This is a genomic window from Stenotrophomonas koreensis (assembly GCF_001431525.1).
Taxonomy (GTDB): domain Bacteria; phylum Pseudomonadota; class Gammaproteobacteria; order Xanthomonadales; family Xanthomonadaceae; genus Stenotrophomonas; species Stenotrophomonas koreensis.
The window spans coordinates 120,578-135,167 of the sequence record NZ_LDJH01000017.1 but is presented as its reverse complement, the minus strand read 5'-3'; the positions used below and the strand labels follow the sequence as shown (position 1 = coordinate 135,167).

12 protein-coding genes are annotated in these 14,590 nt (G+C 67.5%); 8 read left to right on the top strand and 4 right to left on the bottom strand.

Features of this window, described 5'->3' with window-relative positions; genetic code table 11:
* Entirely contained in the window at positions 1-3,123 is a 3,123-nt protein-coding gene (locus ABB25_RS10745; protein WP_152981184.1) for an efflux RND transporter permease subunit, read from the top strand.
* A 314-nt stretch (positions 3,124-3,437) separates the two neighbouring features.
* On the opposite strand, the gene ABB25_RS10740 is transcribed toward ABB25_RS10745, so the two are convergent.
* Together ABB25_RS10740 and ABB25_RS10735 are read right to left on the bottom strand one after the other, a co-directional pair.
* A complete protein-coding gene (locus tag ABB25_RS10740; protein WP_057666648.1) occupies positions 3,438-4,505 on the bottom strand; it encodes a 3-deoxy-7-phosphoheptulonate synthase in 1,068 nt (355 codons plus the stop codon).
* A 269-nt stretch (positions 4,506-4,774) separates the two neighbouring features.
* On the bottom strand, positions 4,775-5,428 hold the full coding sequence (locus tag ABB25_RS10735; RefSeq protein WP_057666646.1) for a hypothetical protein: 654 nt from the start codon (positions 5,426-5,428) through the stop codon (positions 4,775-4,777).
* A 130-nt stretch (positions 5,429-5,558) separates the two neighbouring features.
* Here ABB25_RS10735 and trxC point away from each other — a divergent pair, with 130 nt between their 5' ends.
* Positions 5,559-6,011 (top strand): thioredoxin TrxC, encoded by a 453-nt coding sequence (trxC, locus tag ABB25_RS10730; RefSeq protein WP_057666644.1) that lies wholly within the window; start codon positions 5,559-5,561, stop codon positions 6,009-6,011.
* A gap of 104 nt (positions 6,012-6,115) precedes the next feature.
* Here trxC and groL read toward each other — a convergent pair whose 3' ends face one another.
* The gene (groL, locus tag ABB25_RS10725; RefSeq protein ID WP_057666641.1) at positions 6,116-7,765 is read right to left on the bottom strand and encodes a chaperonin GroEL; all 1,650 of its coding nucleotides are present in this window, start codon (positions 7,763-7,765) and stop codon (positions 6,116-6,118) included.
* Between the two features lie 58 nt (positions 7,766-7,823).
* Positions 7,824-8,111 carry a co-chaperone GroES gene (locus ABB25_RS10720; protein WP_057666640.1) on the bottom strand — a complete coding sequence of 96 codons (288 nt, stop codon included), beginning with the start codon at positions 8,109-8,111 and terminating at the stop codon, positions 7,824-7,826.
* Positions 8,112-8,401: 290 nt separating this feature from the next.
* On the opposite strand from ABB25_RS10720, the gene ABB25_RS10715 reads away from it, so the two are divergent.
* The 6 genes from ABB25_RS10715 to accB all read left to right on the top strand — a co-directional run bounded on the left by ABB25_RS10715 (position 8,402) and on the right by accB (position 14,580).
* Positions 8,402-10,153 (top strand): endonuclease, encoded by a 1,752-nt coding sequence (locus ABB25_RS10715; protein ID WP_425477329.1) that lies wholly within the window; start codon positions 8,402-8,404, stop codon positions 10,151-10,153.
* Positions 10,154-10,227: 74 nt separating this feature from the next.
* On the top strand, positions 10,228-10,560 hold the full coding sequence (gene cutA, locus ABB25_RS10710; RefSeq protein ID WP_057666638.1) for a divalent-cation tolerance protein CutA: 333 nt from the start codon (positions 10,228-10,230) through the stop codon (positions 10,558-10,560).
* A 3-nt stretch (positions 10,561-10,563) separates the two neighbouring features.
* Entirely contained in the window at positions 10,564-12,930 is a 2,367-nt protein-coding gene (locus tag ABB25_RS10705; protein WP_057666635.1) for a protein-disulfide reductase DsbD family protein, read from the top strand.
* A complete protein-coding gene (locus tag ABB25_RS10700) occupies positions 12,927-13,490 on the top strand; it encodes a TlpA disulfide reductase family protein (protein ID WP_057666633.1) in 564 nt (187 codons plus the stop codon). The genes ABB25_RS10705 and ABB25_RS10700 overlap by 4 nt, the downstream gene beginning before the upstream one ends.
* Before the next feature lie 120 nt (positions 13,491-13,610).
* Entirely contained in the window at positions 13,611-14,045 is a 435-nt protein-coding gene (gene aroQ, locus ABB25_RS10695) for a type II 3-dehydroquinate dehydratase (RefSeq protein ID WP_057666631.1), read from the top strand.
* Positions 14,046-14,103: 58 nt separating this feature from the next.
* Entirely contained in the window at positions 14,104-14,580 is a 477-nt protein-coding gene (gene accB / locus ABB25_RS10690; RefSeq protein ID WP_057666629.1) for an acetyl-CoA carboxylase biotin carboxyl carrier protein, read from the top strand.
* The last annotated feature ends 10 nt before the right edge of the window (positions 14,581-14,590 follow it).

The following is a 14,590-nucleotide window of genomic DNA, read 5'->3' as shown; positions in this document are numbered from 1 at the left end:
ATGGACAAGGCACCCACGCCCGCGCCGGTGAACCTGTCGCAGATCTTCATCACCCGCCCGGTGGCCACCCTCCTGCTGGCCATTGCGGTGGTGCTGGCCGGCGTCCTGGCCCTGTTCCAGCTGCCGGTGGCGCCACTGCCGCAGGTGGATTACCCGGCCATCCAGGTCAGCGCCAGCCTGCCCGGGGCCAGCCCCGAATCCATGGCCGCCACCGTGGCCACGCCGTTGGAACGGGCCCTGGGCACCATTCCCGGGGTCACCCGGCTGAGCTCCTCGTCCAACCAGGGCAGTACCCGCATCGACCTGCAGTTCTCCCTGGAGCGCAACGTCGATGAGGCCGCGCGCGAGGTGCAGGCAGCCATCAATGCCGCCCGCGCGCAGCTGCCGGCCGGCATGCCGGGCATGCCGCAGTACCGCAAGATCAACCCGTCGCAGGCACCGGTGCTGATCCTGGCGCTGAGTTCGTCCAGCCACACGCCGGGGCAGATCTACGACGTGGCCTCCACGGTGATTGCGCAGAAGATTGCCCAGGTGCCCGGCGTGGGCCAGGTCGAGGCCGGTGGCAGTTCATTGCCTGCGGTGCGCGTCTCGCTCAATCCCAACGCCCTGAACCAGTACGGCATCGCCCTGGATGATGTGGCCGGCTCCATCCGCAATGCCAATGCCCTGCGCCCGCTCGGCCAGGTCGCCGCCGGCGAGCGCCAGTGGCAGGTGGAAGCCAGCCTGCAGCTGCGCCATGCCGCCCAGTACCAGGACCTGGTGGTGGCCGTACGCGATGGCCGCCCGGTGCGCCTGCGTGATGTGGCCCAGGTCAGCGACGGTACCGAAAACCGCTACGCCGCCGGCTTCCACAACAACAACGATGCGGTGCTGCTGGTGGTCAGCCGCCAGCCCAGTGCCAACATCATCGCCACCGTGGATGCCATCCACGCGCAGATGGATACCCTGACCGCACTGCTGCCGCCGGGCATGCAGATGGATGTGGTGATGGACCGCTCGCCGGTGATCCGCGCCACCCTGCGCGAGGCCGAGCTGACCCTGGTCCTGGCGGTGGCGCTGGTGGTGCTGGTGGTGCTGGCTTTCCTGGGCCACTGGCGCGCGGCGCTGATCCCCTCGCTGGCCATCCCGGTGTCGCTGTTCGGCGCACTGTTCCTGATCTGGCTGTGGGGCTTTTCGCTCAACACCTTCTCGTTGATGGCACTGATCGTGGCCGCGGTACTGGTGGTGGATGACGCCATCGTGGTGCTGGAAAACATTGCCCGCCACATCGAGGCTGGGTTGTCCCCGTTGCAGGCGGCGCTGACCGGCGCGCGCGAGGTCGGCGCCACCCTGCTGTCGATGAACCTGGCGCTGGCGGTGGTGTTCATCTCCATCCTGTTCATGGATGACTTCGTGCAACGGCTGTTCAGTGAGTTCTCGCTGACCCTGGTCGCGGCCATGGGCGTTTCGCTGCTGGTTTCCATCAGCCTGACCCCGGCGCTGTGTGCGCGCCTGCTGCGCGCCCATGACCCGGACCGGGTGCAGGGCCCCTGGCAGCGCCTGGGCACCCTGGGCATGAACGGGGTGCGCGCGCTTTACCTGCGCAGCCTGGGTGCCTGCCTGCGCCATGTGCCACTGATGCTGTGCGTACTGGCGGCGGTGATCGCGCTGAACTTCCTGCTGCTGGACAAGGTTCCGCGCGGCACCATCCCGCAGCAGGACAGTGGCCAGCTGCGCGGCTTCATGCGTGGCGATGACGGCCTGTCCTTCCAGGTCATGCAGCCCAAGATCGCCGCCTATCGCCAGGTGCTGATGGAAGACCCGGCGGTGGCCCAGATCGGCGGCTTCATCGGCGGCAACACCGGGGTCAACAACGGCATGGTGATGGTCCAGCTCAAACCGCTGGACCAGCGCGATGCTTCGGCCCGCGAAGTGGTGGACCGCATCCGCGCCAGGCTGCCCAAGGTGCCCGGCGGCAACATGTGGCTGTCGGTGGACCAGGACATCCGCGTCGGTGGCGGCGGGGGCAACGATGACGGCAATTACGACCTGCAGCTGCTGGCCGCCGACATCGAACCGCTGCGCCAGTGGACCCCGCGCCTGCAGCAGGCACTGGCCGCCCTGCCGGAGCTGGAGGATGTGGAAGCCAGCGGCGATGAAGGCATGCGCCAGGTCAAGCTGGAAGTGGACCGCGAGACCGCCAGCCAGCTCGGGGTGGACATGCGCCTGCTCTCCAGCGTGCTCAACAACTCCTTCAGCCAGCGCCAGGTCGCCACCCTGTACGACACCCTCAACCAGTACCGCGTGGTGATGGAGCTGGACCCACGCTACACCCAGTCGCCGACCACCCTGGAGCAGGTCTACACGATTGCCGGCGATGGCAGCCGGGTACCGCTGAGCAGCTTTGCGCGCTGGGATTACGGCATGGCTCCGGACCGCATCCAGCACCGCGAGCAGTTCCTGTCCACGCGCATTTCCTTTGCCCTGGCCGCCGGGGTCACCCTGGGACAGGCCAGTGCCGCCATCGAGCAGGCGGTGGCCCAGGTCATGCTGCCCAGCAGCGTGCAGGCCAGGCTGGGCGAGGAAGCCGGCAGCGTCAACGAGATGCGCCAGCGCCAGCTGTGGTTGATCCTCGGTGCAGCGCTGGCGGTGTATCTGGTGCTGGGCGTGCTGTATGAGAGCAGCGTGCTGCCACTGGCCATCCTCTCCACCCTGCCCTCGGCCGGTGTCGGCGCGCTGCTGGCCCTGCTGCTGTTTGGCAACGAGCTCAACCTGATCTCCCTGCTCGGCCTGTTCCTGCTGGTGGGGGTGGTGATGAAGAACACCATCCTGATGGTGGACTTCGCCATCGCCGCCCAGCGCGAGCAGCACCTGGATCCGCAGGCAGCGATGCTGGCATCGGCGCGCCTGCGCTTCCGCCCGATCCTGATGACCAGTGTCGCCGCCCTGCTCGGCACCCTGCCGCTGATGCTGGCCACCGGTGAAGGCTGGGAAATGCGCCAGCCGCTGGGCATCGCCATCGTCGGCGGCCTGCTGGTCAGCCAGTGGCTGACCCTGTACACCACCCCGGCCATCTATGTGGCCCTGGCCCGCCTGCGCGCCCGCTTTGTGCCTGGCCCGGCCACGCCGGTACCACACGACTGAGTGCTGTCCGGCAATACTGAAAACAACAACGGGGCGGTGCGCTGATGCGCACCGCCCCGTTGTTTTCAATCCCGGCTATTTGAAAAGTCTGGCAATCAAGCGAACCAGCCTTGCACCTTCAGACTCCCAGCCCACAGCACGCCTGGCACGCCGCTTGGCGTTCCCGGGAGCATTAAAGATCCCTGTGATCTTGTAGATACCGCGATCGCGTTTCACTTTCTTCTTCGCCGCAGCAAGCCCAAGAGCGGTCTTGAGGCTTGGCTTCGGATAGCTGACAGGCACTGATCGCCCTCCAGAAACGCCCATTTCCTGGATTATGCCGCCTCCTGTTTGGCACGACGCGCACGCACGGCCTGGGCCAGCGTGTGCAGCACGGCCACCGAATCCTCCCAGCCGATGCAGCCATCGGTGATCGACTGGCCATAGGCCAGCGGCTGGCCATCGACCAGGTCCTGGCGGCCGGCGACCAGATGACTTTCCACCATCACCCCGACGATGCGCTGCTCGCCGCCGGCAATCTGCGCGGCGATGTCGGCCACCACCGCCGGCTGGTTCTCCGGCTTCTTGGACGAGTTGGCATGGCTGGCATCGATCATCAGCCGCGCCGGCAGGCCCGACGTGGCCAGCACCGCGCTGGCCGCCTGGACACTGGCGGCATCGAAATTCGGGGTCTTGCCGCCGCGCAGGATCACATGGCAATCCGGGTTGCCGGCGGTGGAGACGATGGCGGTACCGCCTTCCTTGGTCACCGACAGGAAGTGGTGCGGGTGCGAGGCCGCACCCACCGCATCGGCGGCGATCTTGATGTCGCCACCGGTGCCGTTCTTGAAGCCGACCGGGCAGGACAGGCCGCTGGCCAGTTCGCGGTGCACCTGGCTTTCGGTGGTGCGCGCGCCGATCGCGCCCCATGCCACCAGGTCGGCGATGTACTGCGGGCTGATCACATCCAGGAACTCGACCCCGGCCGGCAGGCCGAGCGCGTTGATGTCACGCAGCAGGCCACGGGCAATGCGCAGGCCCTTGTTGATGTTGAAGCTGCCATCCAGGTCCGGATCGTTGATCAGGCCCTTCCAGCCCACCGTGGTACGCGGCTTTTCGAAGTACACCCGCATCACGATCTCCAGTGCGTCGCCGAGCTGCGCGCGCAGCGGCTGCAGGCGGCGGGCGTAGTCCATCGCCGCGACCGGGTCGTGGATCGAGCACGGGCCGATCACCACCGCCAGGCGGTCATCGGCACCGTGGAGGATCCGGTGCAGTGCGTTGCGCGCATCGGCCACCGTCTGCGAGACCGCCTCGTCACAGGGCAGCAGGCTCATCAGGTGGGCCGGCGGGGTCAACGGCTGCAGTTGCTGGATACGCAGGTCATCGGTATGCGGGGGCATGCGGGGAAATCCTCAAGGGTTCAACAGGTCGGTGATGGCCCCGGCACTGGCGGCAGCAAAAAGGCCGCCAGCTTGCGCTGGCGGCCTTCGGGAATGCGTCTGAGATGTTCTTCAGGGTGAGCGCAGACCTTCCTCCGCCAGTGGCTTCGGAAACCAGTACCAAAAGTAAAAGCTGGCGCGGGCTGCGTTCATGGCCAACAGTGATACCACGCAATTTGCTGCAGCGCGACAGTTTCAACTGCAACACGCTGTTGCCTGCGCGCCCGGCCTCAGAAGCGCCAGTGCAGCCCGGCGCCAATGACCGGATACAGCGACAGGTCCACTTCCTGCTCCAGCGAGGCGCGCTCGGCCTCCAGGTCCGCCGCCAGGCGCGGATCGGCGAGCATGCCGGTGGCAGACAGGGCGACCCCGGTCCTGGCCGCCATCACGCCAATCTGGGCATACGCGCCCAGGCCCTTGCGCTGCGAACGCCAACCGATGCCGGCATACGGCGCCATGTTGTCCTTGATCACCACCTCGCCACGCAGCTGGCCCACCTGGGCGGCGGTATAGGTCTGCCCATTGAAGGTGTAGCTGCTGCCGGCCACCGGAGTACCGGTGACCACCGCCTGCAGGTCACCGGCCACCAGGCCGGCACTGAGGTGGAAGCTGCCGGCGAACGGATGCCAGTTCAGGGCCACGCTGGCGTTGTCCGAGGACAGCTCGCCGGTGTAGGCCACCTCGTCGGTATCCACATCGCCATCCACGCTGAAGGTGCTCCAGCTGGCGGTGGCAGAGAAACGCTCGGACAGGCGCAGGTTGGCATCCACCCCATAGCCCAGGGTGGTCGCACCGACGCCCAGGCTGTAGCGGCCATCAGCAGCCTGGGCGGTGGATACGCTGGCAACGGCCAGCAACAGGGTAGCCAGGGTCTTCAAATGCATTGCCTGGGGTCATCCGGGTAGAACGGGCCATTTGCCCGCCCCACCGTATCGGCCCGCCGGGCCGAAGATTGACCCACAATCGCGGCCGGGACTGGCATGCTGTGGCCGCCTTTGCTGACCGGCCATTGCCATGACCACCCCCGATTCCCTGCTCATCGCCTGCCCCCACTGCCATGCCCGCAACCGTGTGCCACTGCAGCGGTTGGAACAGCAGCCACGTTGTGGCCGCTGCCAGCAGGCGGTGTTCAACGGCAAGCCGGTGGCGCTGGACGAGGCCAGCTTCAACAACCACCTCACCAGCGACCTGCCGTTGCTGGTGGATTTCTGGGCCAGCTGGTGCGGCCCCTGCCGGCAGATGGCACCGCAGTTCGAGGCGGCAGCCCAGCGGATGGAACCGCAGGTGCGCCTGGCCAAGGTCGATACCGAGGCGGCGCCGGCCCTGGCCCAGCGCTACGCCATCCGCTCCATCCCGACCCTGATCCTGTTCCACCATGGGCGTGAGGTTGCCCGCCATTCCGGGGCGATGCCACTGAGCGCGATCGTGCAGTGGACCGCACAGGCCCTGCAGGCCAGCGCCGGCTGAGCCTGGCTGCTGCACGGGCGTTGCGGCCGGCCCGACGACAAAGAAAAACCCCGCCTTGCGGCGGGGTTTTTCGTGCATCACAGCGCGGTGGCTGCAGCGCGGACTTAGAAGTCCATGCCGCCCATGCCACCCATGCCGCCCATGCCACCGGCGCCGCCCATGGCCGGCTCGTCCTTCTTCGGCGCATCGGCCACCATGGCTTCGGTGGTGATCATCAGGCCAGCGATGGACGCGGCGTTCTGCAGGGCCGAACGGGTCACCTTGGTCGGGTCCAGGATGCCGAATTCCAGCATGTCGCCGAACTCGCCCGAGGCGGCGTTGTAGCCGAAGCTGCCGGTGCCTTCCTTGACCTTGTTGACGATGACCGACGGCTCTTCACCGGCGTTGGCCACGATTTCGCGCAGCGGGGCTTCCATCGCACGCAGGGCGATCTTGATGCCGTGGTTCTGGTCCTCGTTGGCACCCTTCAGGCCGGACAGGGCTGCAACGGCACGCACCAGGGCCACGCCGCCGCCCGGGACCACGCCTTCTTCCACCGCAGCGCGGGTGGCGTGCAGGGCGTCGTCGACGCGATCCTTCTTTTCCTTCATTTCGATCTCGGTCGAGGCACCGACCTTGATCACGGCAACGCCACCGGCCAGCTTGGCCACGCGCTCCTGCAGCTTCTCGCGGTCATAGTCCGAAGAGGTTTCTTCGATCTGGGCCTTGATCTGCTTGACGCGCGACTCGATGCCTGCGGCATCGCCGGCACCGTCGATGATGGTGGTGTTTTCCTTGGAGACCTGCACCTTCTTGGCGCGGCCCAGGTCCTTGATGGTGGCCTTTTCCAGCGACAGGCCAACTTCCTCGGAGATCACGGTGCCACCGGTCAGGATGGCCATGTCTTCCAGCATCGCCTTGCGACGGTCACCGAAGCCCGGAGCCTTGACGGCAACGACCTTGACGATGCCACGGATGGTGTTGACCACCAGGGTGGCCAGCGCCTCGCCTTCGATGTCCTCGGCGATGATCAGCAGCGGCTTGCCGGCCTTGGCGACGCCTTCCAGCACCGGCAGCAGGTCACGCACGTTGGAGATCTTCTTGTCGTGCAGCAGGATGAACGGGTCATCCAGGTCAGCGGTCTGGGCCTGCTGGTTGTTGATGAAGTACGGCGACAGGTAACCACGGTCGAACTGCATGCCCTCGACCACGTCCAGCTCGTTCTCCAGGCCCGAGCCTTCCTCGACGGTGATCACGCCTTCCTTGCCGACCTTCTTCATCGCTTCGGCAATGATGTTGCCGATCGACTCGTCCGAGTTGGCCGAGATGGTGCCGACCTGGGCAATGGCCTTGTCGTCAGCGGTCGGCTTGGAGATGGTCTTCAGCTCGGCGACGGCGGCCACGACGGCCTTGTCGATGCCGCGCTTGAGGTCCATCGGGTTCATGCCGGCGGCCACGGCCTTGACGCCTTCGCGGATCAGGGCCTGGGCCAGCACGGTGGCGGTGGTGGTGCCGTCACCGGCGTCGTCGTTGGTGCGCGAGGCGACTTCCTTCACCATCTGCGCGCCCATGTTCTCGAAGGCATCAGCCAGTTCGATTTCCTTGGCCACGGAGACGCCGTCCTTGGTGATGGTCGGGGCGCCGAAGCTCTTCTGCAGGACGACGTTGCGGCCCTTCGGACCGAGGGTGGCCTTGACCGCATTGGCCAGAACGTTGACACCACGCACCATCTTGGTACGGGCGTCTTCACCGAAACGGATGTCTTTAGCTGCCATGTGCTTTACCTCAAAAATTAAGACGGAAAATCAGGGAATGCGGCGTCTGACGCTCGACTCAGCCGATGATGGCGAGGATGTCGTCTTCGCGCAGGACCTTGTACTCGACGCCATCGGCCTTGTAGGTCGAACCGGCGTACTGGCCGTAGATGACCTTGTCACCAACCTTCAGCGACGGCGCACGCACCGAACCGTTGTCCAGCGGCTTGCCCGGGCCCACGGCGACCACTTCGCCCTTGGTGGACTTTTCCTTGGCCGAATCCGGAATCAAGATGCCGCCAGCGGAGATTTCGTCTGCTTCGATCGGCTTGACTACAACGCGGTCGTGAAGCGGCTTGATGCTCATGAAAGACCTCTTAAATATTTGGCTGGTCAAAAAGTTGGCAAAGACAGTGGCCTGTTGCCGGCCACCCACTTCGCAGGAAAAAACCCGGTACCCCGGGATGCCAGCAAAGATGGAGGCCGGTACCGGGCTTTCAAGGGCCGGGCGCAAACTTTTTTTGCAGCCGGCCGGCTGGCCGCGCCAATCCGTACCCGGTCACAATTCCCGCATCTGGACCCACAACCGTCATCACGGCCGGAATACGCTCGCACCGCCGGAACTTACGGCCCATTCATATTCTCAGGACGACCCCGATGACGATGCGACTCCGCCTGCGGCCTCTGGCCCTGGCCCTGCTGTCCACCACCCTGGCCGCGCCGGCGATGGCGGCGGTATTCATCAACGAGCTGCACTACGACAACAGCAACAACGACATCAACGAAGGCATCGAGGTCGTCGCCACCGCGGGCGAAAACCTGGCCAGCTATTCGATCGTGCTCTACAACGGCGCCACCGCCAGCGCCGGCACCACCTATTCCACCCGCCAGCTGCCGGCCGGCAGCGCGGTCAGCTGCGGTGGCACGGTGTCGGTGGCCAGCCTGCGTTCGAACAACCTGGTCCAGAACGGTGGCAACGACGGCATCGCGCTGGTAAATGGCAATGGACAGGTGGTGCAGTTCCTCAGCTACGAGGGCACGCTGAAGGCCTCCAACGGCCCGGCAGCGGGCATGACCAGCACCGCCATCCCGGTGTCGGAAACCAATTCGACCGCGCCCGGCACCTCGCTGCAGCTGGCCGGCAACGGCGCCTCGGCGGCTGATTTCAGCTGGCGCAGCTCGGCAGCAGCCACCTTCGGCAGCTGCAACACCGCCCAGACCTTCAGCGGCGGCGGTGGCAGCACCGGCCCGCGCCCGAGCGTACTGAACACCACCCCGGTCGATGGTGCCAGCGGCGTGCCGATGGCCGCCGACCTGCTGGTCAACTTCTCCGAAGCGGTCACCGCCGCCAGCGGCGCGTTCAGCCTGAGCTGCGGCGGCAGCCCGATCGCACTGTCCCATCCGTCCAGCGGCACCAGCTTTGCGCTGGCACCGGCCAGCGTGCTCGCCCCGGGCGCCAGCTGCCAGCTCAATGTCATCGCCAGCAAGCTGACCGATGCCGACGGCCTGACTCCGGCGGCCAACACCACGGTCAACTTCAGCGTGGCCGCGGCCACCGGCGGCTACTGGTCGCAGGTCAACACCTCCAGTGCCTCACAGCTGCGCTGCTCGATCCACCACACGATCAAGGGCCACACCTCCTACCCGTACAGCAGCAGCACCGGGACCAACACCTGGACCATCCTGGAAATCGCCGACGAGGACCCGAACAACCCCAACAACATCCTGGACATCTACCGCAACCGCAGCTACGCCAAGGTCTCGGCGCGTGCCGGTACCGGCTCGGGCCTGACCTACAACCGCGAGCACACCTGGCCCAAGTCGCTGGGCTTTTCCTCCACCACCGGTGACAAGGGCCTGCCCAATGCCCCGCACACCGATGCGCACATGCTTTACCTGTCCGATACCAACTACAACTCCAGCCGGGGCAACAAGCCGCTGGCCAACTGCACCAGTGGCTGCACCGCACTGGCCACCGAGGCCAACAACGGCGATGGCGGCACCACCGCCCGCGGTGACCGCAACTGGTTCATCGGCCCGGACGGCAATGGCGGCAGCTTCGAGACCTGGGACAGCCGCAAGGGTGATATTGCCCGTGCCGTGCTCTACATGGCCGTGCGTTACGAGGGCGGCCGGCACCCGATCACCCAGCAGGCCGAGCCGGACCTGGAGCTGACCGACGACCGCAGCAAGATCGTGATCACCTCGTCCTCGCCGGCGTACATGGGCCTGCTTTCGACCCTGCTGGCCTGGCACCAGCTCGATCCGCCGGATGCAGCCGAACGTACCCGCAACGATGTGGTGCAGAGCTTCCAGGGCAACCGCAACCCGTTCATCGACAACCCGCAGTGGGCCACCGCCGCCCTGTTCACCTCGAGCAAGCCGGCCACCTGCCAGCTGGCCAACTGAGCGCAGACGTACCGGGCCGGCCTTGCTGCCGGCCCGGCACCTGGGCGCGCGCGCACCCTATACTGGCCCGCGCCATGTCCGATACCGCCATCTGCCTGCTGTTGACCACCTGCCCGGATGCTGCCAGCGCGCAGTCGCTGGCCGATTCGCTGGTCACTGCCCGTCTGGCCGCCTGCGTCAGCCAACTGCCCGGGCTGGTCTCGACCTACCGCTGGCAAGGCCAGATCCAGCGCGAGAGCGAGATCCAGCTGGTCATCAAGACCAGCAATGCCCGCCGCGCCGAGGCGATGGCCCATATCCAGACCCACCACCCCTACGACGTCCCGGAGATCCTGGCCCTGCAGGTCAGTGACGGGCTGCCGGCCTATCTGGCCTGGGTGGCACAAAACACTGCCGAGGATGATTGACCGATGTCATTGCTGTTGCGCCTGTGTGCGCTGATTACCCTGGGCGCCAGTGCGTTTGCCGCCAGCGCCGTCGACGAGCGCGACCTGCTGCCGGTGGACCAGGCCTTTGCCCTCAGCGCCAGGGCCGACAGCCGCGAGCGCATCGACCTGCACTGGGCCATTGCCGATGGCTATTACCTGTACCGCCACCGCACCCGCGTGGTGGCCGCTGATGGCTTTGCCGCCGGCACCTTGCAGCTGCCGCCGGGCAAGGCGCATGTGGATGAATTCTTCGGCCCGGTGGAAACCTACCGCGGGCAACTGTCGGCCCAGCTGCCCGGCCGCGCCGGCAACGACAGCAACCGGGTCAGCCTGGAAGTGCACTACCAGGGCTGCGCCGATATCGGCGTGTGCTATCCGCCGCAGAAGCGCACCATCAGCGTGGTCCTGCCAAGCGCCAGCGCGCCGGCGGCAAACGGCGCCGGCCTGTTCAACCTGCCGGGCCTGGGCGGCAACCCGGGCAACGCGGCCGGGCTGCGCCTGCCCGGCACGGACAATGGCCCCGGCCTGCCACTGCCGGCCGAGCAGGCCTACCGGCTGGAGGCCGTCGCCGACGGCGGCAACACCCTGCTGCTGCGTTTCACCCCGGCACCGGGCTATTACCTGTACCGCGACCGCAGCGCGTTCAGCCTGGAAGGGCTGGACGGTGTCCGCACCGGCACCGCGCAATGGCCGGCCGGCAAGCAGCACCACGATGAGTACTTCGGCCATACCGTGGTCTATTTCGACCCGGTGGAGGTGCGCCTGCCACTGCGCCGCCAGGCCGCCGGCGGCGGCAGTGCGACCCTGGTGGCGACCTTCCAGGGCTGCCAGGACCAGGGCATCTGCTACCCGCCGCTGACCCGGCGCATCCGGGTCGAGATCCCGCGCGGCACGCTGGAGACCCCCGCCCAGGCACAGGCCGCCCAGGCCGCGGCAACCCGGCCGGCGTTGCCGCCGGCCACCGTGGTCAGCCCACAGCAGGAGCCGCTGCCCGGGCGCGAAAGCGTGGCCGACAGCATCCTGCCGGCACCGCCGGGCAGCCTGATGGTGCGCCCGCGCAGCACCACCCAGGCCGAAACCGGCGATGCCAGCGCCGACAACGCGCTGCGCTCGACCCCGCCGGGGCAATCCAGTGGCAGCACGCTGTGGCTGGCGCTGCTGCTGGCGCTGGCCGGCGGCCTGCTGCTGAACCTGATGCCCTGCGTGCTGCCGGTGCTCTCGCTCAAGGCGCTGGGGCTGGCGCAGAGCGGGGAAAGCCGGGCCCACGCCCGCGGCCATGCGCTGTGGTACACCGCCGGGGTACTCACCGCCTTCACCGCGATCGGTGCGCTGGTGCTGGCCCTGCGTACCGCCGGCCAGGCCGCCGGCTGGGGCTTCCAGCTGCAGCAGCCGGTGTTCGTGGCCGGCCTGGTCTACCTGATGTTCGCGATGGGCCTGAGCCTGTCCGGCGTGTTCAGTGTCGGCCGCGGCAGCATTGGCCCGTTCAGCCGCCTGCTCGGCCAGCGCAGCGGCCCGGCCGGTGATTTCCTCACCGGGGTGCTGGCCTGCGTGATGGCCAGCCCCTGCATCGCCCCGTTCATGGGCGGTGCGCTGGCCTATGCCTTTGCCGCCCCGCCGCTGCTGTCGCTGCTGGTGTTTGCGATGCTCGGGCTGGGGCTGGCGCTGCCTTTCCTGCTGATCGGCTTCGTCCCGGCGCTGGCCGACCGGCTGCCGCGCCCGGGAGCGTGGATGGAGACCTTCAAGCAGCTGATGGCCTTCCCGATGTATGTCACCGCGATCTGGCTGCTGTGGGTGCTGGGCAAGCAGCGCGGCGTCGATGGCATGGCACTGCTGCTGGCCGGGCTGGCGCTGCTGGCGCTGGCGCTGTGGTGGGCCGAGCGCAGCCTGTGGCGCGAACGCCGCGGCACCGCCGCCGTGGCCCTGCTGCTGGCCGCCGTAGCGCTGAGCCCGGCCTGGCTGGTCGGGCGGCTGCCGCCGCCGGCAGCCGTGGCCGCAACCACCGGCAACCGGCATGTCGCCTATGACCCCGGCCTGCTCGACCGCCTGCGCGCCGACAACCGGGTGGTGTTCGTCAACATGACCGCCGACTGGTGCGTGACCTGCAAGGCCAACGAGCGCAACGTCATCGAACGCGAGGCCTTTGCCGATGTCCTGCGCCGCACCGGGGCGGTGTACATGCGCGGGGACTGGACCAATGTCGACCCGGCGATCAGCGCCTTCCTGGCCGAGCACAAGGCCGTGGGCGTGCCGCTGTATGTGGTCTACGGCCCCGGCGCGCCGCCGCGGGTGCTGCCCACCGTGCTGACCCAGTCGATGGTCGAGGACGCGCTGCTGCGCGCGGCGCGATGAGCCGGCGCGGCCAGTGGGCGCTGCTGATCGCCCTGGCCGCTGCGGCCGGCCTCGGTGCCGGCCTGTGGCACGGCGGTTACTTCGCCGCCACGCCCGCTGCCCCGGACCTGCCCGGCCAGCGGCCACCCGGCCTGGTCGAGGGCGACATCCTGCCCGAGGACCTGGCACTGACCGCGCTGGATGGCACCCCGCTGCCGTTGTCGGCCCTGCGCGGCCGGCCACTGCTGATCAACGTCTGGGCCAGCTGGTGTGCGCCCTGTGTCGAGGAAATGCCGGAACTGGCCGCCTTCGCCAGCGAACAGGGCGACAACGGGATCCAGGTGATCGGCCTGGCGCTGGACAGCCCGGAGGCGGTGCACGCGTTCCTGCAGCGCATACCGGTGCCCTACCCGATCGCGATCGAGCCACCCGGCCCGGCCGACAGCAGCGTGGCGCTCGGCAATGCACGCGGGCTGCTGCCCTATACGGTGCTGATCGATGCCCAGGGCCGCCTGCATAAACGCAAGCTCGGCCCGTTTGCACCTGGCGAGATTGCCGGCTGGGCCAATCGGGGCAATTGATCCGGTCGCCATACGCCGCCGAATATCAAACAACTGTTTCAAACACGCACAACTTCGGCGAACTAGACAGCATCCACCGCATCAAGCAGACTGCTCCCCTTTCCGCTGCGCGTTGCACCGATGGCTCGACTGCTGGTTCTGCATGGCCCCAACCTCAACCTGCTTGGCACCCGTGAACCGGCGGTCTATGGCCACACCACGCTGGCCGACATCGATGCCGCGCTGCTCGCCACCGCGCAGGCCGCCGGCCACCAGCTGGAAAGCCTGCAGGCCAATGCCGAGCACGTGCTGATCGAGCGTATCCAGGCCGCGCGCGCGGACGGCACCGCCTTCATCCTGATCAACCCGGCCGCCTTCACCCATACCTCGGTGGCGCTACGCGATGCGCTGGCGGCGGTGGCCATTCCGTTCATCGAGATCCACCTGTCCAACCCGCATGCGCGCGAACCGTTCCGTGCGCACAGCTATTTCTCCGACAAGGCCGTGGGCGTGATCTGCGGCTTTGGCGCCGATTCCTACCGCTACGCGCTGGATGCAGCGCTGGCCCGGCTTTAACCCGTCCCCTGCGCCCCACCGCGGCGGGCACCACCTGACATAGCAAGAAGAGGCATCCATGGACCTGCGTAAAATCAAGAAGCTGATCGACCTGCTGGAAGAATCCAACCTGGCCGAGATCGAGATCAAGGAAGGCGAGGAATCGGTGCGGCTGTCGCGCGCGCCGACCGGCGCCTATGCCATGCCGGCGCCGATGATGGCCGCCCCGATGGCCGCCGCACCGGCCCCGGCGATGCCGATGAGCTCGCCGACCGAAGCCCCGACCGGCGGCAGCAAGCCGGCCGGCAATGCGCTGCCGGAAGGCTTCGTGCAGCGCGCGCCGATGGTCGGCACCTATTACGCCTCCTCGGCCCCGGACAAGCCGCCGTTCGTCAGCGTCGGCCAGGCGGTCAAGGCCGGCGAGACCCTGGCCATCATCGAAGCGATGAAGATGTTCAACCCGATCGAGGCCGAAACCGCGGGCACCGTGGTGGCGATCCTGGGCCAGAACGGCCAGCCGGTCGAATTTGACCAGCCGCTGTTCGTGATCGCCTGAGGGCGCGGCC

Excerpts from the sequence above, each read along its gene's own strand:
- ABB25_RS10745 (WP_152981184.1), top strand. The coding sequence starts at position 1 with ATGGACAAGGCACCCACGCCCGCGCCGGTGAACCTGTCGCAGATCTTC.
- ABB25_RS10740 (WP_057666648.1), bottom strand. The coding sequence starts at position 4,505 with ATGCCCCCGCATACCGATGACCTGCGTATCCAGCAACTGCAGCCGTTG.
- ABB25_RS10735 (WP_057666646.1), bottom strand. The coding sequence starts at position 5,428 with ATGCATTTGAAGACCCTGGCTACCCTGTTGCTGGCCGTTGCCAGCGTA.
- trxC (WP_057666644.1), top strand. The coding sequence starts at position 5,559 with ATGACCACCCCCGATTCCCTGCTCATCGCCTGCCCCCACTGCCATGCC.
- groL (WP_057666641.1), bottom strand. The coding sequence starts at position 7,765 with ATGGCAGCTAAAGACATCCGTTTCGGTGAAGACGCCCGTACCAAGATG.
- ABB25_RS10720 (WP_057666640.1), bottom strand. The coding sequence starts at position 8,111 with ATGAGCATCAAGCCGCTTCACGACCGCGTTGTAGTCAAGCCGATCGAA.
- ABB25_RS10715 (WP_425477329.1), top strand. The coding sequence starts at position 8,402 with ATGACGATGCGACTCCGCCTGCGGCCTCTGGCCCTGGCCCTGCTGTCC.
- cutA (WP_057666638.1), top strand. The coding sequence starts at position 10,228 with ATGTCCGATACCGCCATCTGCCTGCTGTTGACCACCTGCCCGGATGCT.
- ABB25_RS10705 (WP_057666635.1), top strand. The coding sequence starts at position 10,564 with ATGTCATTGCTGTTGCGCCTGTGTGCGCTGATTACCCTGGGCGCCAGT.
- ABB25_RS10700 (WP_057666633.1), top strand. The coding sequence starts at position 12,927 with ATGAGCCGGCGCGGCCAGTGGGCGCTGCTGATCGCCCTGGCCGCTGCG.
- aroQ (WP_057666631.1), top strand. The coding sequence starts at position 13,611 with ATGGCTCGACTGCTGGTTCTGCATGGCCCCAACCTCAACCTGCTTGGC.
- accB (WP_057666629.1), top strand. The coding sequence starts at position 14,104 with ATGGACCTGCGTAAAATCAAGAAGCTGATCGACCTGCTGGAAGAATCC.